The sequence below is a fragment of the Streptomyces olivaceoviridis genome (assembly GCF_014650115.1).
GTDB classification, from domain to species: Bacteria; Actinomycetota; Actinomycetes; order Streptomycetales; family Streptomycetaceae; genus Streptomyces; species Streptomyces olivaceoviridis.
Genome location: NZ_BMUI01000011.1, coordinates 1 through 25208 on the forward strand (window position 1 = coordinate 1; position 25208 = coordinate 25208).

At 72.9% G+C, this 25208-nt stretch carries 21 protein-coding genes and 2 pseudogenes; 10 read left to right on the plus strand and 13 right to left on the minus strand.

All coding sequences use genetic code 11. From position 1 onward, the window contains the following. The first annotated feature begins 483 nt into the window (after positions 1–483). The gene (gene trpS, locus IE273_RS21260) at positions 484–1509 is read left to right on the plus strand and encodes a tryptophan--tRNA ligase (protein WP_189816771.1); all 1026 of its coding nucleotides are present in this window, start codon (positions 484–486) and stop codon (positions 1507–1509) included. A 91-nt stretch (positions 1510–1600) separates the two neighbouring features. On the opposite strand, the gene proC is transcribed toward trpS, so the two are convergent. From proC to IE273_RS21290, 6 genes are all read right to left on the minus strand, one after another. Continuing rightward, positions 1601–2413, minus strand: coding sequence for a pyrroline-5-carboxylate reductase (gene proC, locus IE273_RS21265; protein WP_189816772.1), 813 nt, complete (start codon positions 2411–2413; stop codon positions 1601–1603). A gap of 78 nt (positions 2414–2491) precedes the next feature. After that, positions 2492–3298 carry an ABC transporter permease gene (locus IE273_RS21270; protein WP_189816773.1) on the minus strand — a complete coding sequence of 269 codons (807 nt, stop codon included), beginning with the start codon at positions 3296–3298 and terminating at the stop codon, positions 2492–2494. Next, a complete protein-coding gene (locus tag IE273_RS21275) occupies positions 3295–4122 on the minus strand; it encodes an ABC transporter ATP-binding protein (RefSeq protein WP_189816774.1) in 828 nt (275 codons plus the stop codon). Before IE273_RS21275 ends, IE273_RS21270 begins: the two co-directional genes overlap by 4 nt. Before the next feature lie 99 nt (positions 4123–4221). After that, positions 4222–5019, minus strand: a complete 798-nt coding sequence (locus IE273_RS21280; RefSeq protein WP_189816775.1) for a class I SAM-dependent methyltransferase — start codon at positions 5017–5019, stop codon at positions 4222–4224. Between the two features lie 93 nt (positions 5020–5112). Continuing rightward, the gene (locus IE273_RS21285; protein WP_189816776.1) at positions 5113–5658 is read right to left on the minus strand and encodes an EamA/RhaT family transporter; all 546 of its coding nucleotides are present in this window, start codon (positions 5656–5658) and stop codon (positions 5113–5115) included. Between the two features lie 247 nt (positions 5659–5905). Beyond that, positions 5906–6250 (minus strand): SH3 domain-containing protein, encoded by a 345-nt coding sequence (locus IE273_RS21290; protein WP_189816777.1) that lies wholly within the window; start codon positions 6248–6250, stop codon positions 5906–5908. A 154-nt stretch (positions 6251–6404) separates the two neighbouring features. Between IE273_RS21290 and IE273_RS21295 the strand changes: the two genes are divergently transcribed. Continuing rightward, the gene (locus tag IE273_RS21295; RefSeq protein ID WP_189816778.1) at positions 6405–8600 is read left to right on the plus strand and encodes a serine/threonine-protein kinase; all 2196 of its coding nucleotides are present in this window, start codon (positions 6405–6407) and stop codon (positions 8598–8600) included. Between the two features lie 223 nt (positions 8601–8823). Here IE273_RS21295 and ilvD read toward each other — a convergent pair whose 3' ends face one another. The 4 genes from ilvD to IE273_RS21315 form a co-directional block, all read right to left on the minus strand. After that, positions 8824–10677, minus strand: coding sequence for a dihydroxy-acid dehydratase (gene ilvD, locus IE273_RS21300; protein WP_189816779.1), 1854 nt, complete (start codon positions 10675–10677; stop codon positions 8824–8826). A 95-nt stretch (positions 10678–10772) separates the two neighbouring features. Then, complete coding sequence (locus tag IE273_RS21305; protein ID WP_189816780.1) at positions 10773–11408, minus strand: TetR/AcrR family transcriptional regulator; 636 nt, start codon at positions 11406–11408, stop codon at positions 10773–10775. Continuing rightward, the gene (locus IE273_RS21310; RefSeq protein ID WP_058083965.1) at positions 11405–12226 is read right to left on the minus strand and encodes a sugar phosphate isomerase/epimerase family protein; all 822 of its coding nucleotides are present in this window, start codon (positions 12224–12226) and stop codon (positions 11405–11407) included. The genes IE273_RS21305 and IE273_RS21310 overlap by 4 nt, the downstream gene beginning before the upstream one ends. 128 nt (positions 12227–12354) lie before the next feature. Then, positions 12355–13287 (minus strand): Ppx/GppA family phosphatase, encoded by a 933-nt coding sequence (locus tag IE273_RS21315; protein ID WP_189816781.1) that lies wholly within the window; start codon positions 13285–13287, stop codon positions 12355–12357. 71 nt (positions 13288–13358) lie between these two features. On the opposite strand from IE273_RS21315, the gene IE273_RS21320 reads away from it, so the two are divergent. Next, positions 13359–14189: a DUF3109 family protein gene (locus tag IE273_RS21320; protein ID WP_189816782.1), complete on the plus strand. Its 831-nt coding sequence runs from the start codon at positions 13359–13361 to the stop codon at positions 14187–14189. 50 nt (positions 14190–14239) lie between these two features. On the opposite strand, the pseudogene IE273_RS21325 reads toward IE273_RS21320, so the two are convergent. Further along, positions 14240–15598 (minus strand): annotated as a pseudogene (locus tag IE273_RS21325) (BACON domain-containing protein); the annotation flags it as partial. A 591-nt stretch (positions 15599–16189) separates the two neighbouring features. Next, positions 16190–16588 (minus strand): annotated as a pseudogene (locus IE273_RS45480) (RNA polymerase sigma factor); the annotation flags it as partial. Between the two features lie 221 nt (positions 16589–16809). On the opposite strand from IE273_RS45480, the gene radA reads away from it, so the two are divergent. Beyond that, on the plus strand, positions 16810–18219 hold the full coding sequence (gene radA / locus IE273_RS21335; protein ID WP_189816785.1) for a DNA repair protein RadA: 1410 nt from the start codon (positions 16810–16812) through the stop codon (positions 18217–18219). Positions 18220–18299: 80 nt separating this feature from the next. Next, a complete protein-coding gene (disA, locus tag IE273_RS21340; protein ID WP_030981816.1) occupies positions 18300–19424 on the plus strand; it encodes a DNA integrity scanning diadenylate cyclase DisA in 1125 nt (374 codons plus the stop codon). 103 nt (positions 19425–19527) lie between these two features. Here the strand turns inward: disA and IE273_RS21345 are convergent, their stop codons facing one another. After that, the gene (locus tag IE273_RS21345) at positions 19528–20361 is read right to left on the minus strand and encodes a hypothetical protein (protein WP_189816786.1); all 834 of its coding nucleotides are present in this window, start codon (positions 20359–20361) and stop codon (positions 19528–19530) included. Between the two features lie 181 nt (positions 20362–20542). On the opposite strand from IE273_RS21345, the gene IE273_RS21350 reads away from it, so the two are divergent. From IE273_RS21350 to cseC, 5 genes are all read left to right on the plus strand, one after another. Then, complete coding sequence (locus IE273_RS21350) at positions 20543–21418, plus strand: HhH-GPD family protein (RefSeq protein WP_308437052.1); 876 nt, start codon at positions 20543–20545, stop codon at positions 21416–21418. A 273-nt stretch (positions 21419–21691) separates the two neighbouring features. Next, complete coding sequence (locus tag IE273_RS21355) at positions 21692–22231, plus strand: SigE family RNA polymerase sigma factor (RefSeq protein WP_014674153.1); 540 nt, start codon at positions 21692–21694, stop codon at positions 22229–22231. Then, positions 22219–22872, plus strand: coding sequence for a hypothetical protein (locus IE273_RS21360; RefSeq protein WP_229887319.1), 654 nt, complete (start codon positions 22219–22221; stop codon positions 22870–22872). The genes IE273_RS21355 and IE273_RS21360 overlap by 13 nt, the downstream gene beginning before the upstream one ends. Positions 22873–22934: 62 nt before the next feature. Next, positions 22935–23639, plus strand: a complete 705-nt coding sequence (gene cseB, locus IE273_RS21365; protein WP_014674151.1) for a two-component system response regulator CseB — start codon at positions 22935–22937, stop codon at positions 23637–23639. 13 nt (positions 23640–23652) lie between these two features. Beyond that, positions 23653–25050 carry a two-component system sensor histidine kinase CseC gene (gene cseC, locus IE273_RS21370; protein ID WP_189816787.1) on the plus strand — a complete coding sequence of 466 codons (1398 nt, stop codon included), beginning with the start codon at positions 23653–23655 and terminating at the stop codon, positions 25048–25050. Positions 25051–25208: the final 158 nt, after the last annotated feature.

The following is a 25208-nucleotide window of genomic DNA, read 5'->3' on the forward strand; positions in this document are numbered from 1 at the left end:
CGGTGTCTGATCCCCAGTCAGCGGGGGTTGTCCTCCCGGCCGTTGGGCCGTTCCGACGAGTGAGACTTTAGCGGATTCCTGGCTCCCGAGCTAATCGGGGGCCGGCGTCCTTTCGAACGCGGATTCCTCATTTCGCAAATACGCACGCCGAAGCAGCCGACACCGAAAGTGTCGATTGAGTGGGTGGTGCTCGCGGAATGGCTGTCCGGGGACCGACCGGGGTCGGCGCTCACGTCGGACAACTCGGAGAACACTACGTATCGGCGCGGGTCGTGTCAACTCGCCGCCGCGAGGCACTCCGGAGGCGTACCGTGGAGGGCGTGATGACGCGTACGTGTACCCAGCTCTGGTGGGCCGCCTGACGGCGGCCGTACTCACGTATGCACTCAACGGCCGCCGCTTCGGCGGCCGTTCTCGTCTCTCCCTCCGGGTCTCGGGGGCCGGCCGCAGGGGCGGCGGTCCCGACCAGAAGGTGGAGTGGAGATGACTCGGGTCTTCAGCGGGATTCAGCCGACCGGGCACCTGACCCTGGGCAACTACCTGGGGGCCATGCGGCGCTGGGCCGAGGTGGACCAGCATCGGGCGGAGTCGCTGTTCTGTGTGGTGGATCTGCACGCGCTGACCATGGACCATGATCCGGCGCGCGTACGCAGGCTCAGCCGGCAGACGGCGACCTTGTTGCTGGCGGCCGGGCTCGACCCCGACGTGTGCACGGTGTTCCTGCAGAGCCATGTCGACGAGCACACGCGGCTGTCGTACCTGCTGGAGTGCGTGGCGACCGACGGTGAGATGCGTCGGATGATCCAGTACAAGGAGAAGGCCGCGAAGGAGCGGGGTCGCGGTGGGAGTGTGCGGCTGTCGCTGCTGACGTATCCGGTCCTGATGGCGGCGGACATCCTGGCGTACGGCACGGACGAGGTGCCGGTCGGCGAGGACCAGGCGCAGCATGTCGAGCTGACCCGGGATCTGGCGGTGCGGTTCAACCAGCGCTATGGGCAGGCGTTCGTGGTGCCGAGGGCGACGCTTCCGCAGGTGGCGGCGCGGGTGATGAACCTCCAGGACCCGACGAGGAAGATGGGGAAGTCGGACGACTCGGGGGCGGGGGTCGTCTATCTGCTGGACGAGCCGGACGTGGTGCGCAAGAAGGTGCTGCGGGCCGTGACGGACAGCGGGCGGGACGTCGTCCACGACCGGGCGGAGCGGCCGGGCCTCGCGAATCTGCTGGACATTCTCGCTGCGTGCACGGGTGGGAACCCTGAGTCACTGGCAGACGTTTACGACTCGTACGGCTCTTTGAAGAAGGACACCGCGGAGGCGGTGGTGGAGGTGCTGCGGCCGGTGCAGGCCAGGCACCGGGAGCTGTGCGCTGATCCGTCGTATGTCGAGGGGGTGCTGCGGGATGGTGCGGAGAAGGCGCGGGCGTTGGCTCGGCCGACGGTCGATACGGCCTATAGGGCGATCGGGCTGCTGCCGCCCGTGGCGGAGCCTTCGCTGAGCGCCGCGCGTTAGCCGGGCGGCGGCCCGCGGGCGGCGCTCTGCCCGGGTCGGTCCGCGGGCGGTGGGTGGGCCGCCGCCCGCGGACCGGCGTGGGGCGGTCGGTTCAGTCCTTCTTGCCGGAGGCGAGTTCGCGGCTGCGGTCGCGGGCGGCTTCGAGGGCGGCGATGAGGGCGGCTCGTACGCCGTGGTTCTCCAGTTCGCGGATGGCGTTGATGGTGGTGCCGGCCGGGGAGGTGACGTTCTCCCGGAGCTTGACGGGGTGTTCGCCGCTGTCGCGGAGCATCACGGCGGCGCCGATCGCGGACTGGACGATGAGGTCGTGGGCCTTGTCGCGCGGGAGACCGAGCAGGATGCCGGCGTCGGTCATGGCTTCGACCAGGTAGAAGAAGTACGCCGGGCCGGAGCCGGAGAGCGCGGTGCAGGCGTCCTGCTGGCTCTCGGGGACGCGGAGGGTCTTGCCGACGCCACCGAAGATCTCCTCGGCGTGTGCGAGGTGCTGTTCGGTGGCGTGGCTGCCGGCGGAGATGACCGACATGGCCTCGTCGACGAGGGCGGGGGTGTTGGTCATGACTCGGACGACGGGAGTGCCCGTGGCCAGGCGCTCCTCGAAGAAGGAGGTGGGGATACCGGCGGCTCCGCTGATGACCAGGCGGTCGGCGGGGACGTGCGGGGCGAGTTCGTCCAGGAGGGTGCCCATGTCCTGCGGCTTGACCGTGAGGATCAGGGTGTCGGCGGTCTTGGCGGCCTCGGTGTTGGTGGCCGGGGTGACTCCGTAGCGGGTGCGGAGTTCTTCGGCGCGTTCGGAGCGGCGGGCGGTGACCAGGAGGTCGTCGGGGGCCCAGCCGGCCCGGATCATTCCGCTGAGCAGGGCTTCGCCGATCTTGCCGGTGCCGAGGACTGCGACTTTCTGGCTCATGCGGTTCAGTCTGGCACCGGGGTGGGGTGCGCGGGCGGTTTGTCCGGTGGGCGGGACGTCGGCCGGTGGGGCGCCCGGTCACGCCGTGCGCCGTCGTAGCGTCGCCGCACCCAGGCCCAGGACGAGCAACGCGCAGCCGGCCACGATCAGGACGTCGCGGACGAAGGTCGCCGTCATGTCGGCGTGGTGGAGGACCTGGTTCATGCCGTCGACGGCGTACGACATCGGCAGGACGTCGGAGACGGCCTCCAGGACGGGGTGCATGTCGGAGCGGGGGGTGAACAGGCCGCAGAGGAGGAGCTGGGGAAAGATCACCGCGGGCATGAACTGGACCGCCTGGAATTCCGAGGCCGCGAAGGCCGAGACGAAGAGACCGAGGGCCGTGCCGAGCAGGGCGTCGAGGAGGGCGACGAGGAGGAGCAGCCAGGGGGACCCGGTGACGTCGAGGCCGAGGAGGCAGACCGCGAGTCCGGTGGCGAGGGCGGACTGGACGATGGCGAGGGCGCCGAAGGCGAGGGCGTAGCCGGCGATGAGGTCGGCCTTGCCGAGGGGCAGGGCGAGGAGGCGTTCGAGGGTGCCGGAGGTGCGTTCGCGCAGGGTGGCGATGGAGGTGACCAGGAACATCGTGATCAGCGGGAAGATGCCGAGCAGCGAGGCGCCGGTGTTGTCGAAGGTGCGCGGGCTGGCGTCGAAGACGTAGCGCAGCAGGATCAGCATCAGGCAGGGGATCAGGACCATCAGCGCGATGGTGCGCGGGTCGTGGCGGAGCTGGCGCAGGACCCGGGCCGCGGTGGCGGTGGTGCGGGAGGTGTTGAGGGCGCTGGGGCCTGTGGCGGGGGCCACCGGGGTCGTCGTCTTCACCGTGGTCAGGGGGCTCGGGCTCATCGGGTGCTCTCTTTCGTGCGGCCCGCGGTGGCCTCGTCGACCAGGCGCAGGAAGGCGGCCTCGACGGTGTCGGTGCCGGTGCGGGTGCGCAGGGCGTCCGGGGTGTCTCCTCCAGCCTCCGGCCGGGAGGTGCCCCCGGCGAGGAACTCGCCCTCGCGCATGAGGAGGAGGCGGTGGCAGCGCTCGGCCTCGTCCATGACGTGGGAGGAGACGAGGAGGGTGGTGCCGCGGGTGGCGGCGAGATCGTGGAAGAGCTGCCACAGGTCCCGGCGGAGGACGGGGTCGAGGCCGACGGTGGGTTCGTCGAGGACGAGGAGTTCGGGGGTGCCGAGGAGGGCGACGGCGAGGGAGACGCGGCCCCGCTGGCCGCCGGAGAGGTTGCCGGCGAGGGCGTCGGCGTGGCGGGTGAGGTCGACGTCGGCGATGGCCCGGGTGACGTGCTGGTGGCGGCGGTCGGCGGCGGCGCGGCCGGGGTCGAGGATCGCGGCGAAGTAGTCGAGGTTCTGACGGACGGTGAGGTCGTCGTAGACGGAGGGGGCCTGGGTGACGTAGCCGATGCGGCTGCGCAGGGTGGGGTGGCCGGCCGGGTGGCCGAGGACGTCGAGGGTGCCGGTGACCTTGGCCTGGGTGCCGACGATCGCGCGCATGAGGGTGGATTTGCCGCAGCCGGAGGGGCCGAGGAGGCCGGTGATCCGGCCGCGGGGGACGGTGAAGCGGAGGTGGTGCAGGACCGTGCGGGGGCCGCGGGTGACGGTGAGGTCGTCGGCGTGGATCGCGGGGGTGGAGGCAGCGGGGGGTGGAGGGTCCGGCTCGTAATTCATCATGTGATGAATACTTGGGCTGGAGGGGTCGGCGCGTCAAGGGACGAGGGCGAAGAGGGCGAGGGTGGGAGCCGGTGAAGGGTGTGGGGGCGGGAGGTGGGGTCAGGGCTTGCGGGCGACCAGGAGCCGGACGTCGTAGGTCTCCTCGACCGTGCCGTCCGGGAAGACCTCCAGCAGGTGGGCGCGCTCCTCGGCGAGGAAGGCGGTGGTGCGCTCCTCGGGGCTGGTGAGGAAGGCCGAGTGGCTGCCGATGTTGGCGAGGTGGGTGTCGACCGGGACGCGACGGCTCCAGCGGACCGTGCGGCGGACGAAGTCCAACCGCCCGCTGGGGTCGGCCAGCTCGATGCGGTCACCGGCCTTGCGCGCTTCGGCGGCGACGTCGACGCCCAGGAAGCGGGAGACGCGGCGGGCGGCGTCGGCGATCCACCCGACGTCCAGCGCATCGGTGTTCCACCACAGCGCCAGCGCACCGCCCGGACGCAGCACGCGCAGCGCCTCCGGCACCGAGTGGGCCGGGTCGGTCCAGTGCCAGGCCTGGGCGCAGGTGATGAGGTCGGCGTGGGCGTCGGTGACGGGGAGGGCGTTGCCGTTGCCCCGGACGAGCGGGATGTGCGGGAGCGCGCGGCGGAACTCGGCGGCCATGCCCGCGCCGGGTTCGACGGCGAGGACGTCGGCGCCCCGGGCGTGCAGGAGGGCGGTGGCGATGCCGGTGCCCGCGCCGACGTCCACCGTCCTGGCGCCTTGGAGGGGGCGGCCGGCCAGTTCCTCGACGGCGTCGAGGAGGGCGGGCGGGTAGGAGGGCCGGTTCGCGGCGTACTGGGCGGCGGCGGAGTTGAAGGACGCGGCGCGGGCGGCGTGGGAAGCGTGCGGGTCGGCGGGCGACGGCTCGGTGACGGTCATGGGTTCCTGTCTACGGCATCGCCGCGCGCCTGCCGTACCCCTGTTTCCGTCCTGCCGTCGCGGTTCCACCGTTGCCGTTCCGCTGGTGCCGTCCTACCGGCGGCGCTTCTTCTTCGACGGGTTGCCGGTGCGGCGGGTGGTGCGGCGCGCGTGGGCCTCGCGGGCCTGCTCGTACTCCTCGCGGTGCAGCTTCTCGCCCGGTGCCTCGGTGAGGGCGCGGAAGAAGTAGGCGAGGAGGGTGCCGACGAAGCCGATGGCCAGCAGACCGCGCAGGGAGGCCTGGCGCTGCGGGTCGTGGCGCTTGCCGAAGCCCTCCCAGGTGTTGCGGAAGGCGAGCGCGCTACAGATCGCGAACATGGCGACGACCAGCACGGTCACGAAGGAGCCGGACTCGGCGATCCGGATGCCCTCGTAGGCGAGGCGCAGCACCAGACAGGAGACGGCGGCGGCGGCGAGGGAGCCGACGGCGACGCCGGCGCGGCGCGCCGCGTAGCCGTTGTCGTGGTTCACCCAGGAGGTGCCGAAGAAGCGCAGGGGCTCGGGGCGGGGGCCGCCACCCTGCGGCGGCGCGCCGTCGCCCTCGGCCGCGCGGCCGGCGGAGCCCGCCGAGGTGTCCGGGGTGCCGGTTTCGTCGCTCACAGCACGATTATGGCGCCGACGGCGGACGAGCTTCCGGGCGGGGTGCGGTGCCTGCGGGGTGGCGGCGTCGGCAGGGCGGTGCGGGCGGGGTGGCGGTGCGGGCGGGAGGCGGTTCCGCGTCGGCGGCCCCCGTCCCGCCGAGGCATGGCCCTGGCGGGACGAGAGGGCTCACGGCGCCGGCCGTGGCGGGTGCGGTCCCGGCCGTGCACAGTCGGTGCGGGCCGGGGTCGGTGGGTACGGACTGGGGTCAGCCGCAGCGTGGGGCGATGTAGCCGTCGGTGCCTGTGTGGACGTAGGCGTCCGAGACGTACTCGCCGCTGTCGATGAGGTCCCAGATGTTCGTCGTGCCGTAGGTGCCCGTGACCGTCGTGCCGGGCGTCTGGCAGTAGATCGGCACCCGGACGTCCTCCGGCAGGACGCGGACCAGGTTGTACTGGGTGCCCGGGCCGCTGCGGACGTTCAGCCGGACACCGGGCGCGACGGCGTAGGTACGGACGGCTGCCGCCGCCTGCGTCACCACGTCCTCGGCACCGCCGGTGCCGTTGACGCCGTCGTCGATGGCCTCGGCCTCATGTGCGCGGTCGACTGACATGAAAATGGTCCTCCCCCGTCGTCTTCCTTGAACTCGGCGCGAAACGCAGGTGCGCGACGCGCACCCAGACGCTAGCAAGCCGCCTCTGTCTCGTACGAGTCATCGACTAGGCTCCGTGCGTCGCGCGCGCGGACGAAGAGCACGGGGGTGGTCCATGGCGCCACAGCGCAACACCGGAGCGGGCGCGGAAGCGGAACTTCCCGAGTACGCCGGGCACTACCGGCTGGAGTCTCGCCTGGGCTCCGGTGGCATGGGGGTCGTACACCTCGCCCGGAGCACCTCCGGGATGCGGCTCGCGGTGAAGCTCGTACACGCCGAGTTCGCGCGGGATCCCGAGTTCAGGGGCCGTTTCCGGCAGGAGGTGGCCGCCGCGCGCAGGGTCAGCGGGGCCTTCACGGCACCCGTCGTGGACGCCGACCCCGAGGCCGAACGCCCCTGGATGGCCACCCTGTTCATCCCCGGGCCGACCCTCTCCGACCATGTGAAGCGGAAGGGACCCATGCCCACGGAGCAGCTGCGTCGGCTGATGGCGGGGCTCGCCGAGGCGCTGCGGGACATCCACCGGGTCGGGGTCGTGCACCGGGATCTCAAGCCCAGCAACGTGCTGCTCGCCGAGGACGGGCCGAAAGTCATCGACTTCGGCATCTCCCGGCCGAAGGACAGCGAACTGCGCACCGAGACCGGCAAGTTGATCGGCACTCCGCCGTTCATGGCGCCCGAGCAGTTCCGGCGGCCCCGGGAAGTCGGCCCGGCCGCCGACATCTTCGCGCTGGGTTCGGTCATGGTGCACGCGGCCACCGGGCGCGGACCGTTCGACTCCGACAGCCCGTACGTCGTCGCCTACCAGGTGGTCCACGACGAGCCCGACCTGACCGGCGTACCGGAAGGGATCGCACCGCTGGTACGACGGTGTCTCGCCAAGGAACCCGAGGACCGGCCCACGCCGGACGAACTGATGCGGGAACTGCGCTCGGTGGCGGCCTCGTACGACACCCAGGCGTTCATACCGGCGCAGCGGACGGGTGCGGAGCAACGGGCGAGCGAGGACCGGGCTCCCGCGGAAGCCGCGGCTGGGGCAGGGGCTGGGGCTGGGGGCACTCCTGCTGGAGCCGGTCGTTCCGAGGGAGCCGGTCGTTCCGAGGGTGCCGGTCGGCGTACGGGCCGAGGCCCGGGGCGTCGGCGGGTGGTGGCGCTCACGGCCGGAGGCCTGGGGCTGGCGTTGCTCGGCGCGCTCGTCTCGGTGTGGGCGTCCGGAGGAAACGATCAGGCACCCAAGGGGGAGAGCGAGCCGGCCCTGACGGCGGCTTCCGGCAGTACGTGGACGGCGCGGCCGGCGGTCGGCGGCGAGGGCATGCCGCACTGCGCGTACGGGGCCGGGAAGGTCTTCTGCGCGCGGCCGGGTGTCGTCTTCGCGCTCTCCGCGAGCGACGGCGGGCTGCTGTGGCGGCGCTCGGTCGGCACCCGGTCCACGAGCGGGCCCCCGGCCCTCTCCGGCGGGCTGGTCCAGCCGTACACGGACGGCGGCTCACGGCTCGCCGGGCTGGATCCGGCCACGGGCAGGCAGGTGTGGCAGCGGCGGCTTCCGGCCGGGACGACCGTGCGGTACGCCGGTGACACGGCCCTGCTCACCAGCGCCGACGGCACGGTCACCGGCGTGGACGGCGCGAACGGCGGCACCCGCTGGCGGAGCGCGGTGCCCGGTCAGGCCATGCCGGCCCTCGACGCGCTCCCCGGCACCTCGACGGCCTTCGCGACGCGTACGTCCGCCGACGGGACGAGCACACAGGTGACCGCCGTGGACCCGGGCACCGGCCAGGTGCGGTGGGACGTACGGCTCGGTGGCTGGCTCAAGCCGTTCGCGGTACAGGGCGGTGCGGTGTTCTTCCTGGCCGTGGACAGCGCGTACGGCGCCAAGGAGATCGTCCGCTACACCCCCGGCACGGGTGCGACCCGGCGCGTCGCACTGCCCGCCGTCCTCGACGGCGCGCACGCGACGGTGCGCGGGAACGTGGTGTACGTACTGGCCACCGGTGGCTCCCTGGACGCCGTGGACATCGAGTCGGGGCGATCGGGCAAGCACCTGTGGCACCTGGAGACGTCGGTGAGCCGTGCTTCGGCGCCCGTCGTGCGGCGCGGGCGGGTGTACCTCACCGCGAGCGACGGCCGGCTGCTCGCCGTCGACGCCGGGAACGGCAGGCTCGTCGGGCAGACGCCGGCGCGGCTGGGCGCGAACTCGGCCGCGGTCATGAGCACCCCGCCCGCACCGGTACCGGTCGACGCCCGCGTCCTCGCCGCCGCGCCCGACGGCACGGTCTTCACCGTGGACGGCGGGAAACCGTCGGTTTGGTGACCCCGGAGGCCCGGGGGGGGCCGGGCGGCACGGGGGCAGCGGAGGCCCGCTGAGACTGGGACGGCGAACGGCCTGCGCAGGTGGGAGACGGGCGAACGGCACAGTCGAGCGGGAGACGGGCGAACGGCCCGGTGATCCGGCGAGGGACCCCGTGGAACGGCGGAGGCCCCCATGGAACGGCGAAAGGGCCGCCCCCGTCGGGAGCGGCCCCTGCTGCCGTGGGTCAGCCCAGGCGGGACACGTCGCGCACCGCGCCCTTGTCCGCGCTCGTCGCCATCGCCGCGTAGGCGCGGAGGGCGGCGGAGACCTTGCGTTCGCGGTTCTTCGGGGCGTAGACGCCGTTCAGGGCCTGCTCGCGGCGGGCCAGCTCGGCTTCGTCGACCAGCAGCTCGATCGTGCGGCCCGGGATGTCGATGCGGATGCGGTCGCCGTCCTGGACGAGGGCGATCGTGCCGCCGGAGGCCGCCTCGGGCGAGGCGTGGCCGATGGAGAGGCCCGAGGTGCCGCCGGAGAAGCGGCCGTCGGTGATCAGGGCGCAGCTCTTGCCGAGGCCACGGCCCTTCAGGTACGAGGTCGGGTACAGCATCTCCTGCATGCCGGGGCCGCCCTTGGGGCCCTCGTAGCGGATGACGACGACGTCGCCGTCCTTGACCTCCTGGGTCAGGATGCGCTGGACGGCCTCCTCCTGGGACTCGCAGACGACGGCCGGGCCCTCGAAGGTCCAGATCGACTCGTCCACGCCGGCCGTCTTGACTACGCAGCCGTCGACGGCGAGGTTGCCGCGCAGGACCGCGAGGCCGCCGTCCTTGGAGTAGGCGTGCTCGACGGAGCGGATGCAGCCGTTCTCGGCGTCGTCGTCCAGGGCCGCCCAGCGCTCGGACTGGGAGAAGGCCTCGGCGGAGCGGACGCAGCCGGGCGCCGCGTGCCACAGTTCCACGGCCTCCGGGGACGGGGAGCCGCCGCGCACGTCCCAGGTCTTCAGCCAGTCGGAGAGGGAGGGGCTGTGGACGGCGTGCACGTCCTCGTTGAGCAGGCCGCCGCGGTGCAGTTCGCCGAGGAGGGCGGGGATGCCGCCGGCGCGGTGCACGTCCTCCATGTAGTACGTGCGGTTCTTGGCGACGTTGGGGGCCACCTTGGCCAGGCAGGGCACGCGGCGCGAGACGGCGTCGATCTGGTCCAGGCCGAACGGGACGCCCGCCTCCTGGGCGGCGGCCAGCAGGTGCAGGATCGTGTTGGTGGAGCCGCCCATCGCGATGTCCAGGGCCATGGCGTTCTCGAAGGCCTGGAAGGTGGCGATGTTGCGGGGCAGGACGGTGTCGTCGTCCTGCTCGTAGTAGCGGCGGGTGAGGTCCATGACCGTGCGGGCCGCGTTCTCGTACAGGGCGCGGCGCGCGGTGTGGGTGGCGAGGACCGAGCCGTTGCCGGGCAGGGAGAGGCCGATGGCCTCGGTCAGGCAGTTCATGGAGTTGGCGGTGAACATGCCGGAACAGCTGCCGCAGGTGGGGCAGGCGTTCTCCTCGATCCGGAGGATGTCCTCGTCGGAGATCTTGTCGTTGACGGCGTCGGAGATCGCGTCGACCAGGTCGAGCGTGCGGACCGTGCCGTCCACCAGGGTGGCGCGGCCGGACTCCATGGGGCCGCCGGAGACGAAGACCGTCGGGATGTTCAGGCGCAGGGCCGCCATCAGCATGCCCGGGGTGATCTTGTCGCAGTTGGAGATGCAGACCAGGGCGTCGGCGCAGTGCGCCTCGACCATGTACTCGACCGAGTCCGCGATCAGGTCGCGGGAGGGCAGGGAGTACAGCATGCCGCCGTGGCCCATGGCGATGCCGTCGTCGACGGCGATCGTGTTGAACTCGCGCGGGATGCCGCCCGCCTCCTTGATCGCCTCGCTGACGATCCGGCCGACCGGCTGGAGGTGGGTGTGGCCCGGCACGAACTCGGTGAAGGAGTTCGCGACGGCGATGATCGGCTTCCGGCCGATGTCCGCACCGGGTACACCGGAGGCGCGCATAAGGGCGCGGGCGCCCGCCATGTTGCGGCCGTGGGTGACTGTGCGGGACCTCAGCTCGGGCATCGTCGCTCGCTCCTTCAGACGGATGTGGCTGTTGTCGAGCGTACGCCGGTCATCCAGTGGGCGGGACAAGGTGTCCGGATCGCGGGACGCGTGTTTCACGGATAGGTCAGGTGCCCCTGTACGACGGGGGCGACGCGGGCGATGATCCGCTCCAGGTCCGCCGACGCCAGCGGCTCCACTTTGATCACGTAACGGAGCATGGCACAGCCCACCAGCTGGGCAGCCGCCAGCTCGGCGCGCAGTTCGGCGTCCGGCAGCTCCAGCTGGGCGGCGATGCGGCGCAGCAGCTGGGTGGCGATCAGACGGCGGAAGACGGCGGCGGCCGTGTCGTTGTTGACGGCGGAGCGCACGATCGCGAGCAGCGGGGTGCGGGTGGTGGGGTTCTCCCAGATGCCGAAGACGAACCGGGTCAGCCGCTCGCCGACGGCGTCCTGGGGGCCCTCGGCGACCGCCTCCGGGGCGTTCAGCGCGGGGGCGAAGGCGACCTCGATGGCCGCCTCGAAGACCTGCTCCTTGGTGCCGAAGTAGTGGTGGACGAGCGCGGAGTCCACGCCGGCGGCCTTGGCGATGCCGCGTACGGACGTCTTCTCGTAGCCGCGCGCGGAGAACTCCTCGCGGGCGGCGGTGAGGATACGGTCCCGGGTGCCGGCGGACTCGGTGCGCGGGGGCCGGCCCCGGCGCCGGGCGGGCGGCTCGGGCGCGGTGTCGTCCGCCGGCGGGCCGGCGGTCATCGGCGGGCCACCCGCACGGCCGCCGCGGCCAGGTGCTTGCGCGTGTACTCCAAAGCCTCGGCGAGGTCGGCCTCGCGCTCGGCGCCGGACATCGCCCGCCGGGTGTTGACCTCGATCACGACATGGCCGTCGAAGCCGGTGTGCACCAGGCGCTCCAGCAGTTCGGCGCAGGGCTGGGTGCCCCGGCCGGGCACCAGGTGCTCGTCCTTGGCGGAGCCCCGGCCGTCGGCGAGGTGGACGTGCCCGAGCCGGTCCCCCATGCGGTCGATCATGCCGAGGGCGTCGGTGCGGGCCGTCGCCGTGTGGCTGAGGTCGATCGTGAAGTGCCGGTAGTCGTCGTTGGTGACGTCCCAGTCGGGGGCGTAGGCGAGCATCTCGCGGTCGCGGTAGCGCCAGGGGTACATGTTCTCGACGGCGAACCGTACGTCCGTCTCGTTCGCCATCCGCCAGATCCCGTCGACGAACTCCCGGGCGTACTGCCGCTGCCAGCGGAAGGGCGGGTGGACGACGACGGTGGAGGCGTCCAGCTTCTCCGCCGCCGCCCGGGCCCGCTGGAGCTTGACCCAGGGGTCGGTGGACCAGACGCGCTGGGTGATCAGCAGGCAGGGGGCGTGGACGGCCAGGATCGGGATGCCGTGGTAGTCCGACAGGCGGCGCAGGGCCTCGATGTCCTGGCTGACCGGGTCGGTCCACACCATGACCTCGACGCCGTCGTAACCGAGGCGCGCGGCGATCTCGAAGGCCGTCGCCGTCGACTCCGGGTAGACGGAGGCGGTCGAGAGCGCGATACGCACGTCTGCGTCCCTTGGTTCAGCCACGTCCGTCACCATACGGCGTCGGGCGGTGCCGGTGTTCGGTGCCTATTCGCCGTTGTGAGCTATGCCATCCGGGCGGGTGCGGGTCGTTCGCGGCTTGTCGCGCCGTTCCCCGCGCCCCTTCCCGGGCGCTATGCGGAACCCATGTGGTCGAGGCGCCGTAGGATCACGCCCTCCCTCAGGGCCCAGGGGCAGATCTCCAGTTTCTCCACGCCGAAGAGGTCCATCGCGCCCTCTGCCACCAGGGCGCCGGCGAGGAGCTGGCCGGCCCTGCCGTCCGAGACGCCGGGCAGTTCCGCGCGCTGTTCCGCCGTCATGCCGGCCAGGCGCGGGACCCAGGCCTCCAGGGACTCGCGTTTGAGTTCGCGCTGGACGTAGAGGCCGTCGGCGCTGCGGGCCGCGCCGGCGATGCGGGCGAGCTGTCTGAAGGTCTTGGACGTGGCGACCACGTGGTCGGGGGCGCCGAAGCGGCTGAACTCGCCGACCGTGCGGGCGATCTCCGTGCGGACGTGGCGGCGCAGGGCGCGGACGTCCTCGGGGGCGGGCGGATCGCCGGGCAGCCAGCCGACAGTGAGCCGGCCGGCGCCGAGCGGGAGGGAGACGGCCGCGTCCGGTTCCTCGTCCATGCCGAAGGCGATCTCCAGGGAACCGCCGCCGATGTCCAGCACCAGCAGTTTTCCGGCGGACCAGCCGAACCAGCGGCGTACGGCGAGGAAGGTGAGCCGGGCCTCCTCGGCTCCGGCGAGGACCTGGAGTCGTACGCCGGTCTCGTCGGCCACGCGCGCGAGGACGTCGTCGGCGTTGGTGGCCTCGCGGACGGCGGAGGTCGCGAACGGCAGCAGGTCCTCGACACCCTTGTCCTCGGCGGCCTGGAGCGCGTCGCGTACGACGGCGATCAGCTGGTCGATGCCTTCGTCGCCGATGGCACCGCTGTCGTCGAGGAGCTGGGCGAGCCGGAGTTCGGCCTTGTGCGAATGCGCGGGCAGCGGGCGCGCGCCGGGGTGCGCGTCCACCACCAGCAGATGCACCGTGTTCGAACCCACGTCCAGGACACCGAGTCTCATGTACGGAACGCTACTGCCAGAACGTCCGTCCCCGGTCCCCGATGCGGCACCCGGCCACTTACCCTGGACGGGTGCCAAAGACGAAAAAGGCGAAGGCCGATAAGGCGGGCAAAGTTCGCAAGGCCGCCAAAACCACCACGGAGGCGCTGATGGGCGACGAGAAGGGGCTCGACTTCGCCCGCGCCTGGGTGGAGTTTCCTGATCCGGCGGACGACGAGCAGGTCTTCCGCTGCGATCTGACATGGCTGACCTCTCGCTGGAACTGCATCTTCGGCAGTGGCTGCCAGGGCATTCAGGCGGGCCGTGCGGACGACGGGTGCTGCACGCTGGGGGCGCACTTCTCCGACGAGGACGACGAGAAGCGGGTCGCCGAGCACGTGGCGCGGCTCACGCCGGAGATCTGGCAGCACCATGACGAGGGCACGCGGGGCGGGTGGGTCTCCGAGGACGAGGAGGGTTCCCGGCAGACGCGGCCGTTCCAGGGGTCGTGCATCTTCCAGAACCGTCCGGGGTTCGCGGGCGGGGCCGGCTGCTCGCTGCACATCCTGGCGCTGAAGGAGGGGCGGGAGCCGCTGGAGACCAAGCCGGACGTGTGCTGGCAGCTGCCGATCCGGCGGACGTACGACTGGATCGACCGGCCGGACGACACGCGGGTGCTCCAGGTGTCCATCGGGGAGTACGACCGCCGGGGCTGGGGGTCGGGCGGGCATGACCTGCACTGGTGGTGCACCTCGGCGACGTCGGCGCACGGCGCGGGCGAGCCGGTGTACGTGTCCTACCGGGCCGAGCTGACGGAGCTGATGGGCAAGGCGGGGTACGACCGTCTGGTCGAGCTGTGCGAAGCGCGGCTGGCGTCGCGGTTGCCCCTGCTGGCGCCCCACCCGGCCGACCCGGAAGCGTAGGCCCTTCCCGGCTTCCCGGCTTCCCGGCTTCCCGGCTTCCCGGCTCCTGCCTAGCTGTCCGTCGGGGTCGGAGTCTCGGTGTCGGTCGGCGTGGGAGTAGGGGTCGGGGAGTCGGAGGGGGGCGGGGTCGTCGGGCTCGGCGTCGGGTCCGTGGGCGGTGGGGACTGCGTGGCGGGGGGCTCGGTGGGCGGTGTGCTCGGCGGGGGCGACGGGGGTGTCGGTGAGGCGTGGGGCGGGGTCGGGCGAGTCGGTGCCGTGCCGTAGCCGTCGATCGAGACCACCGCGCCCGCCGGTGCCACCGCCACCTGCGCGTGCCAGTGGCCGGACGGCTCGCGCAGGGGGTCGACGTACACCTTGACCGTCAACGTCCGACCGGGTCCGAGGGTTCCCGAGGACCGGCTGAAGTAGAGCCAGCCGGCCGACGTGGACACCGACCAGCGGACCTCGGATGTCCCGGACGCCGTGAGGGTGATCAGGGTGGTGTCGCCGTCGTTGGCGGCGCCGACTTCGAGCTGTCCCGCGCCCTTCCCGCCCGTGCCGCCGACGCTGACGACCTCCACCGAGACGTCCGCCTTGCCGTCCTTGCCCATGCGGACGCCCGGCTTCACGCTGGCGTTCCCCGCGTTCTCGTAGCCGCCGGACGTGTCGCCGCCGAGCGCCTCGGGACCCTGCGCCTCCCGCGCGGTCGCCGAGCGCCCGTCGTCCTCCCCGGCCGGCCCGCTCCGGTAGGCGGCCCAGAGGGCGAGGACCGGCGCGGCGACCACGGTGGCCACGACCGTCGTCGTGACCGCCCGCGCGCGGATGCGGTCACGGCGGGCCGCGCGGTCCTTGGGGTCCATCGGGAAGCCACGCCGGTCGAAGCGGGGTACGACCGCGCCCCGCGCGCGCGGGTGGCGTGCCAGGGCCGCGCGCGGGGCTTCCAGGACGGGCAGCTCGGCGGGGGTGACCGTGGCGCCGGGCCAGCGGCCGGGGACCGCGCGCTCGGCGGTGCGGCGGCAGCGCGGACAGTCGTCGACGTGCCGGACCAGCTCGCGGCGCAGGGCCGCGCTGAGGACCAGCCGGTTGTCGCCGGTGAGGTGGGCGACGCCGGTGCAACCGCCCGTCTCGACCACGGCGAGGGCCGCGCGCGTGCGCTCGACCTCGCAGGCGGCGGAGGCGAGCAGTTCCCGCGCGGCGGCGGGCGCCATGCCGAGGACGGCGGCGACCTCGTGGGTGGCGAGGTGGTGACGGACGGCGAGTTCGAGGGCCTCGCGCTGCTCGGGCGTGGTGCCGGCGGCCTCCGGCCAGGCCAGCAGCGCGAGTTCACGGCGCCGCTGCTCCTGGATCTCCGGGGGGAGGGCGGCTGACGCGGGGGGCTCTCCACCGGTGGACTTGCCACCGGTGGACCCGGGAGCCCGGGAACTCCCGGCCGCCCCGGAGGGCCACTGAGTTCCGACGGAGGGCCACTGAGTTCCCGGGGAAGGCCCGGCGGACCCGGAAGGCCCGGCGGACCCGAACGACCCTGGCGAACCGAATGGCGCCGCGGACCCGGCTGACCCTGGCGACCCGGCGGACCCGAGTGACCCTGGCGAACCGAATGGCCCGGCGGACCCGAACGACCCTGGCGAACCGAATGGCCCGGCGGACCCGAACGACCCTGGCGAACCGAATGGCCCGGCGGGCTGGACTGACCCGGCTGACCCTGCCGATCCAAGTGACCCTGCCGACCCAACTGACCCGGCAGACCCCACTGCCCCATCGGACCCGGAAGTCCCATGAGCCCAGAAAGGCCCGCCCGTCCCCGCACTCCCCCCAGCCGCGAAACCAGCCGCCCATGAAGTCCTGTCAGCGCCCGCGGTTCCGGCGGCGCCCCCCGCTCCGGAGACCCCGGTGCCCCGGACAGTGCCCCCGCCCCCGGCGCCGCCCCCGCCCGCGCCCCCGGCGCTCCGCCTCCCGGCAGCGCCGGACTTCCCCCTGCCGTTCCCGGCGTCCGCCCCCTTCCCGGCGCCCCCCGCCCCGCCGCGCCCCGCCGCATGTGTGGCCTGACGTTTCTGCTTGGTCTCGGCGAGCTTGCGGAGGCAGGCCCAGCGGGCCAGGGCGTACAGCCAGGCCCTGCGGTCTGCGGCCCCGGGGGCGCGGTGGCCGCGCCGTTCGGCCAGGGCGAGGACGTCACCGAGGGCGGCGGTGGCCGTGTCGTGGTCGCACAGGACGGACAGGCAGTAGGTGAACAGGCCGTCCAGGTACGGCTCGTAACGCGCCGGCGTGCGCTGGGCGACGGCGCGCGCGGCGGCGCGGTCGCGCGCCTCCTTCTCCTCACGGTTCTCGCGCGCTTCGCGTCGTGCGTCACGGGCCTCACGTGCCCCGCGATGCGCCCGGTGCGCGCCTGTCGTGCGGGTGGTCGTCTCCGGACTGCTGCTCATCACCCGTGCGACCGTAGGCGGCGGCGGAGTGCCCCTTCTGGAACCTTGAGCACTTTTAATCCGTACGGGTGAAACGATCCCTCATAAGGGGACAGGAGCCCTTTGTTCCGCGGCTGGATCCCGATGGACGGTGGCCAAGAACGGTTCACCCACACGCGCTCCCCGCTCCTTCGCACCCGACCGCCGGACCCGTTGTCAGTGCCCCGGGCTACGGTTTCCGCATGGCTGCCCGTACCAAGACGACCAAGGACCGCCCGTCCTACCGCTGCACCGAGTGCGGCTGGCAGACGGCCAAGTGGCTCGGCCGCTGCCCGGAGTGCCAGGCATGGGGCACGGTCGAGGAGTACGGCGCGCCCGCGGTCCGGACCACCACACCGGGCCGGGTGACCACCTCCGCCGTGCCCATCGGCCAGGTCGACGGCCGGCAGGCCACCGCCCGCTCGACCGGCGTGCCGGAGCTGGACCGGGTGCTCGGCGGCGGCCTCGTGCCGGGCGCGGTCGTCCTGCTCGCGGGCGAGCCCGGCGTCGGCAAGTCCACCCTGCTGCTGGACGTCGCCGCCAAGGCGGCCGGCGCCGAGCACCCCACCCTCTATGTGACCGGCGAGGAGTCGGCGAGCCAGGTGCGGCTGCGCGCCGACCGCATCGGCGCGCTCCACGACCACCTCTACCTGGCCGCGGAGACCGACCTGTCCGCCGTCCTCGGCCACCTGGACGAGGTCAAGCCGTCCCTGCTGATCCTCGACTCGGTGCAGACGGTGGCCTCCCCGGAGATCGAGGGCGCGCCCGGCGGCATGGCCCAGGTCCGCGAGGTGGCGGGCGCGCTGATCCGGGCGTCCAAGGAGCGGGGCATGTCCACCCTGCTCGTGGGCCACGTCACGAAGGACGGCGCCATCGCCGGGCCCCGCCTGCTGGAGCACCTGGTGGACGTCGTCCTGCACTTCGAGGGCGACCGGCACGCGCGCCTGCGCCTGGTCCGGGGCGTGAAGAACCGCTACGGGGCGACGGACGAGGTCGGCTGCTTCGAGCTGCACGACGAGGGCATCACGGGCCTCGCCGACCCCAGCGGCCTGTTCCTGACCCGCCGGGCCGAGCCGGTCCCCGGCACCTGCCTGACCGTCACCCTGGAGGGCCGCCGTCCGCTGGTGGCCGAGGTGCAGGCGCTGACCGTCGACTCCCAGATCCCCTCCCCGCGCCGTACGACGTCCGGCCTGGAGACCTCGCGGGTGTCGATGATGCTGGCCGTCCTGGAGCAGCGGGGCCGGATCAGCGCGCTGGGCAAGCGGGACATCTACTCGGCGACGGTCGGCGGCGTGAAGCTGTCGGAGCCGGCCGCCGACCTCGCCATCGCGCTGGCCCTCGCCTCGGCCGCCAGCGACACCCCGCTGCCGAAGAACCTGGTGGCGATCGGCGAGGTGGGGCTCGCGGGCGAGGTCAGACGGGTCACGGGCGTGCAGCGCAGGCTCGCCGAGGCGCACCGGCTGGGCTTCACGCACGCGCTCGTACCGGTTGATCCGGGGAAGGTGCCGCCCGGCATGAAGGTCCTGGAAGTCGCCGACATGGGCGACGCGCTCCGGGTCCTGCCGCGCTCCCGTCGCCGAGAGGCCCCACGGGAGGCGGAGGAGCGCCGGTAGACTTTGCCCAGGTCTCGCCCGTCCGTACGAACCGAGTGCGGGTGCGGGGGCGCGTCAGAACCTGCGACCGGAGGAGTGCAGTGGCAGCCAACGACCGGGCAGCGGCTCCCGGCAAGTCCGGTGGGAGTGCCGGTTCCGATGGTCTGATGCGCGCCTCGCTGAGCGCCGTGGCACCCGGTACGGCGTTGCGGGACGGCCTGGAGCGCGTCCTGCGCGGCAACACCGGCGGGCTCATCGTCCTCGGCTCGGACAAGACGGTCGAGGCGATGTGCACGGGCGGTTTCGTGCTGGACGTCGAGTTCACCGCGACCCGGCTGCGGGAGCTGTGCAAGCTGGACGGCGGCATCGTGCTGTCGTCGGACCTGTCGAAGATCCTGCGCGCGGGTGTCCAGCTCGTCCCGGATCCGACGATCCCGACGGAGGAGACGGGCACGCGGCACCGCACGGCGGACCGCGTGAGCAAGCAGGTCGGTTTCCCGGTGGTCTCGGTCTCCCAGTCGATGCGGCTGATCGCCCTCTACGTGGACGGTCAGCGGCGCGTCCTGGAGGATTCGGCGGCGATCCTGTCCCGCGCGAACCAGGCGCTGGCGACCCTGGAGCGGTACAAGCTCCGGCTCGACGAGGTCGCGGGCACGCTGTCGGCGCTGGAGATCGAGGACCTGGTCACGGTCCGGGACGTGTCGGCGGTCGCGCAGCGGCTGGAGATGGTCCGCCGTATCGCCACCGAAATCGCCGAGTACGTGGTCGAGCTGGGCACGGACGGCCGTCTTCTCGCCCTCCAGCTGGAGGAGCTGATCGCCGGGGTGGAGCCCGACCGCTCGCTGGTCGTCCGCGACTACGTGCCCGAGCCGACGGCGAAGCGGTCCCGCACGGTCGACGAGGCGCTGGCCGAGCTGGACGCGCTGACCCACGCGGAGCTGCTCGAACTCGGCACGGTGGCGCGGGCGCTGGGCTACACGGGATCTCCGGAGACGCTCGACTCGGCGGTGTCCCCGCGGGGGTTCCGGCTGCTGGCCAAGGTGCCGCGGCTGCCGGGCGCCATCATCGACCGGCTGGTGGAGCATTTCGGGGGCCTCCAGAAGCTGCTCGCCGCGAGCGTCGACGACCTTCAGACCGTGGACGGGGTCGGCGAGGCCCGCGCGCGGAGCGTGCGGGAGGGGCTGTCGCGCCTGGCGGAGTCGTCGATCCTGGAGCGCTACGTCTGATTCGGGGGCCGGGCGCCTACGGGCACGGTGCCGGATGCCGGGTGCCGTATGGCGGCTGCGGGTGCGTGGGGGTGTTCGCGCAGTTCCCCGCGCCGCCCCGTCCTCAGTCCGCCGACAGCACGAACGACGCCTGCGTCTTCCCGAACCCCGGGGTCTTGGCCTCCAGCAGGTACGTGCCCGGCTTCGCCGAACCCCCGGAGGGCGTCGCGCAGTGGGCCGCGCTCGGCTTGCGGTCCCACTTCACGGTGTAGGTGATGCTCTGGCCGGCGGGCACCCGGAACACCAGGCTGCCCGCGCCCTCGGGGCAGTCGGCGGACGACCAGAACGTGTCGTCGCCGTCCGCCGGCGTGACCGTCAACACCGCGTTCTTCGGACCGAGATCGACCTTGCAGTCGGCCGACGAGCTGTTCTTCGCGGTGAGTTCGAACGTCGGCGTCTGGTCCGGCGAGTAGGAGTTGTGCACACTGCGCAGGCTCAACGCCACCGCTCCGGCCGTGCAGTTGGGCAGCGTGGAGGACGCCGGGAGCGTGTCGCCCGTACCGACGCCGCCGCCACCGGAGGCCGTACCCGAACCCGGACCCGAGCCGTCACCGGAGCCCGAGGAACCGTCGGCCGAACCGCCGCCCCCGCCGGAGGCGGAACCGGACCCAGAGCCGGAACCGGAGCCACTGCCGCCGGAGTCCCCGCCGCCCGACTCGTCGCGTCCGCCGGGGTGTTGGCTGATGGCGGGACCGGACGAGCTCGGTCCGGGAGTGATGGTGTGCGTGGGATTCTTGCCGTTGGACCCGTCGGCGTTCTTCTTGCCGCCCCCGCCGCCGGCGGTGACGATCCACGTGATCACCAGCGCCAACAGGGCGACCACGGACAGCAGTACGGCCCTCCGTCGCCAGTAGATGGTGGAGGGAAGCGGCCCGACCGGATTGCGCAGAGATCCCACGGCGCAAACTGTACGAGAGATCGCCGCGCTTGCTCGCGCCACCCGCCGCGCCGGCGCCAACTTTTCCGGATCATCATCCCGGCAACTGCCGCGGGCGACGCGCTCCTTCGCGTTCCGCCACGCTCGGTGACCGTGCCGTCACCCATCGGGCCCGCCAACCCGTGGCAGGATCGGAAGGGCCATGACTGAGATGCTGCACGCCCCCGTGATCGCCTGGTTCGACACCCACGCCCGTGACCTCCCCTGGCGCCGCCCGGAGGCGGGCCCCTGGGGCGTGATGGTCAGCGAGTTCATGCTCCAGCAGACCCCGGTGAACCGGGTGCTGCCCGTCTACGAGGAATGGCTGGCCCGCTGGCCGCGCCCCGCCGACCTGGCGAAGGAGGCGCCCGGCGAGGCGGTGCGCGCCTGGGGCCGGCTCGGCTATCCGCGCCGCGCGCTGCGCCTGCACGGTGCCGCGGTCGCCATAACGGAGCGGCACGGCGGTGACGTACCGACGGATCACGCGCAGCTGCTCGCGCTGCCCGGCATCGGTGAGTACACGGCCGCCGCGGTGGCCTCCTTCGCGTACGGGCAGCGGCACGCGGTGCTGGACACCAATGTGCGCCGGGTGCTCGCGCGGGCGGTGACCGGGGTGCAGTACCCGCCGAACGCGACCACGGCCGCCGAGCGGCGCCTGGCGCGGGAGCTGCTGCCGCAGGACGAGCGGACCGCCGCGCGGTGGGCCGCCGCCTCGATGGAGCTGGGCGCGCTGGTGTGCACGGCGAAGAACGAGGGGTGCCCGCGGTGCCCGATCGCCGCGCAGTGCGCCTGGCGGCTCGCGGGCAAGCCGGAGCACGCGGGTCCGCCGCGCCGCGGGCAGACGTACGCCGGTACGGACCGGCAGGTGCGCGGCAAGCTGCTGGCCGTGCTGCGGGAGGCGCACGCACCGGTGCCGCAGGCGGTGCTGGACCGGGTGTGGCACGAGCCGGTGCAGCGGGCGCGGGCGCTCGACGGGCTGGTCGCGGACGGTCTGGTGGAGCCGCTTCCGGGCGGCCTCTACCGATTGCCACTCGGCTGACGCACAGCCAAGTCACCATCGCTCGGCATCCGTTACGGTACTCCAATCGGGCAAATCGCCCTATAACCCCACAAACTCCTCGCCTGCTTTACCCTGTTCCTCCGTCCGTTACACAACCGACGGATAGCTGATTGCCAGCCGCAGGCTGGTCCGCACAGCCCCGTGACAACCACTCCGTAGCTTCTTCTCCGTGCCCGGCGGACCACCGGGCGCGGGGAGAGCGGGACTTCGGGCAAGGGCCGGAAGCACAACGGGGAACGGAGGCGGTTGATCATGGCGCAGGGCGAGGTGCTCGAATTCGAGGAGTACGTCCGCAGCCGGCAGGACGCGCTGCTGCGCAGCGCGCGTCGGCTGGTCCCGGACCCGGTCGACGCCCAGGACCTGCTCCAGACGGCGCTGGTACGGACGTACGGCCGCTGGGAGGGCATCGCCGACAAGCGGCTCGCCGACGCCTATCTGCGCCGGGTCATGATCAACACGCGGACCGAGTGGTGGCGGGCGCGCAAGCTGGAGGAGGTGCCGACGGAGCAGCTGCCGGACGCCTCCGTCGAGGACTCCACCGAGCAGCACGCCGACCGGGCCCTGCTGATGGACGTCATGAAGGTGCTCGCACCGAAGCAGCGCAGTGTCGTGGTGCTGCGACACTGGGAGCAGATGTCCACTGAGGAGACGGCCGCTGCCCTCGGCATGTCGGCCGGTACGGTCAAGAGCACGCTGCACCGGGCGCTCGCCCGGCTCCGTGAGGAGCTGGAGGCCCGCGATCTGGACGCACGCGCTCTGGAGCGTGAGGAGCGGGAGCGTTGCGCGGCCTGACCGGGGCCGGGCCCGACCGGGCCCGAGGCAGTACACAGGCGGTGATCGCGGTGGGGACCGCGCTCGCCGCCCCCGCCCTATTCCTCGCCGCGTGCGGCAGCGGGGGCACGGGCGCGCGGGACGAGGGCCCGGCACACGCCTCGGCGGTGGCCGGGGCCGTCGCCTCACCCTCCCCCAGCCCGTCCGAGAAGTACCGGCGGGTGGACCCCGTCGCGCTGGTCAAGAGCGATCCCGAGGTGTCGCCGGCGGTCAAGCGGGAGCTGAAACCGTGCAACGGCGATGAGTACCCGGTCGACGTCTCCTACGGCAATCTGACCGGGGCCCCGGTGGACGATGTCGTCGTCAACGTGCTGACCTGCGCCGACGCGGTCGGCATCGGCTCGTACGTGTACCGGGACGACGCCGGCTCGTTCAAGAACGTCTTCAAGAGCGAGGAGTCCCCGGTCTACGCGGAGATCGACCAGGGAGTCCTCTCGGTGACCAGGCAGTATTACGAGAAGGGCGACCCGATCTCCAGCCCGTCCGGTGAGCTCGTGACCCCGTACACCTGGAAGGCGGGACGGTTCGCCCAGGGCAAGCCCACGCGCAACGAGTACAGCAAGTCCGCCGGCGGGGGCCCGACACCCGTACCGGACAGCTGACCGCCCCGCGCCCCCGCACACCTGACCGCCACACCTACCCCACGAGGACTGAGAGCACCGGGATGGCAGAGCAGACCCACGTCCTGTTCGTCGAGGACGACGACGTCATCCGCGAGGCCACCCAGCTCGCCCTGGAGCGGGACGGCTTCGCGGTCACCGCGATGCCCGACGGCCTGTCGGGCCTGGAGGCGTTCCGGGCCGACCGCCCCGACATCGCGCTGCTGGACGTCATGGTGCCGGGCCTGGACGGCGTCAGCCTGTGCCGCCGGATCCGGGACGAGTCGACCGTGCCGGTGATCATGCTGTCGGCTCGGGCCGACTCCATCGACGTCGTCCTGGGCCTGGAGGCGGGCGCCGACGACTACGTGACCAAGCCCTTCGACGGTGCCGTGCTGGTCGCCCGGATCCGCGCGGTGCTGCGCCGCTTCGGACACGCCGGCGGATCCGCGCAGGCCGAGGAGGCCGCGTCGACGGACGGCGGCGGCACGCTCGCCTTCGGGGACCTGGAGATCGACACCGACGGCATGGAGGTGCGCCGGGCCGGGCAGCCGGTGGCGCTGACGCCGACCGAGATGCGGCTGCTGCTGGAGTTCTCCGCCGCGCCGGGCACCGTGCTCTCCCGCGACAAGCTGCTGGAGCGGGTGTGGGACTACGGCTGGGGCGGCGACACCCGGGTCGTGGACGTGCATGTGCAGCGGCTGCGGCAGAAGATCGGCCAGGACCGGATCGAGACGGTCCGCGGCTTCGGCTACAAGCTGAAGGCCTGAGCGGAGCGGCGTCATGCGGGGGATTCTTCGGCATCCGGTCCGGCGCATGGAGCGCGCGGGCCTGCGCACCGGGCTCAGGTGGAAGGTCAGCGCGGCCATCGCGCTGGTGGCCGGGCTGGTGGCGATCGTCCTGAGCCTGGTCGTGCACAACGCGGCCCGGGTCTCGATGCTGGACAACGCGCGCGAGCTGGCCAACGACCGGGTCCTGATGGCCCAGCGCAACTACGAACTGAACCGGGGGCCGGTCTTCCCCTACGTCAAGGTCGACGACCCGGAGCTGCCGGCCGCGCTGCGCGAGAAGGTGGAGCGGGGCCGCCGGGCGAGCGATGTCTCCGAGCACCGCGGGGTGGCGGACATCTGGGCGGCCGTACCCGTGAAGGGCGGGCACGTGCTGTCCCTGCACAGCCATCTGCCCGACCGCAACACCGACATGCTGCAAGACCTGGACCAGGCTCTGATCATCGGCTCGGTCGCGGTGGTGCTCGGCGGCAGCGCGCTGGGCGTGCTGATCGGCGGGCAGCTGTCCCGCCGGCTGCGCAAGGCGGCGGCCGCCGCGAACCAGGCCGCGGCCGGTGAGACCGACGTCCGGGTGCAGGAGGCCATCGGCGGGGTCGTACGGGACGAGACCGACGAACTCGCGCGCGCGGTGGACGCCATGGCGGACGCGCTGCGGCAGCGCCTGGAGGCCGAGCGGCGGGTCACCGCCGACATCGCGCACGAGCTGCGCACGCCGGTGACGGGTCTGCTGACGGCCGCCGAGCTGCTGCCGCCCGGCCGGCCCACGGAGCTGGTCCTGGACCGGGCCAAGGCCATGCGCACCCTGGTCGAGGACGTCCTGGAGGTGGCCCGGCTGGACGGGGCCTCGGAGCGGGCGGAGTTGCAGGACATCATGCTCGGCGAGTTCGTCGCGCGCCGGGTGGCGGCCAAGGATCCGGACATCGCCGTACGGGTGGTGCACGAGTCGGAGGTCACCACCGACCCGCGGCGGCTGGAGCGGGTGCTGTTCAACCTGCTCGCCAACGCCGCCCGGCACGGCCGGCCGCCGATCGAGGTCACCGTGGAGGGGCGGGTCATCCGGGTCCGCGACCACGGCCCCGGCTTCCCGGACGAGCTGCTCGCCGAGGGGCCGAGCCGGTTCCGCACCGGCAGCAAGGACCGCGCCGGGCAGGGCCACGGCCTCGGGCTGACCATCGCGGCGGGGCAGGCGCGTGTGCTGGGCGCCCGGCTGACGTTCCGCAACGTACGGCCCGCGGGGGCGCCCGCCGGCGTTCCCGCGGAGGGTGCGGTGGCCGTCCTGTGGCTGCCGGAGCACGCCCCGACCAACACGGGCAGCTATCCGCTGCTGCCCGCGTCCGGCGGCACCCCCGCACCGCGGGCAGGCACCGCTCACCGCGCGACTCGGGACATGTGAGGATCCCGCGCCCGCCGAGGAAGTCCGCCGCCGCCGAGGAAGTCCCGCTCACCGAGGAGAGCCCCGCGCCCGCCGAGGAAGTCCCCCGCCGTCGAGGAGGGCCCGCGCCCGCCAAGGGGTTCCCGCGCCCGCCGACGCCCCCAGCCGAGGAGGGCCCC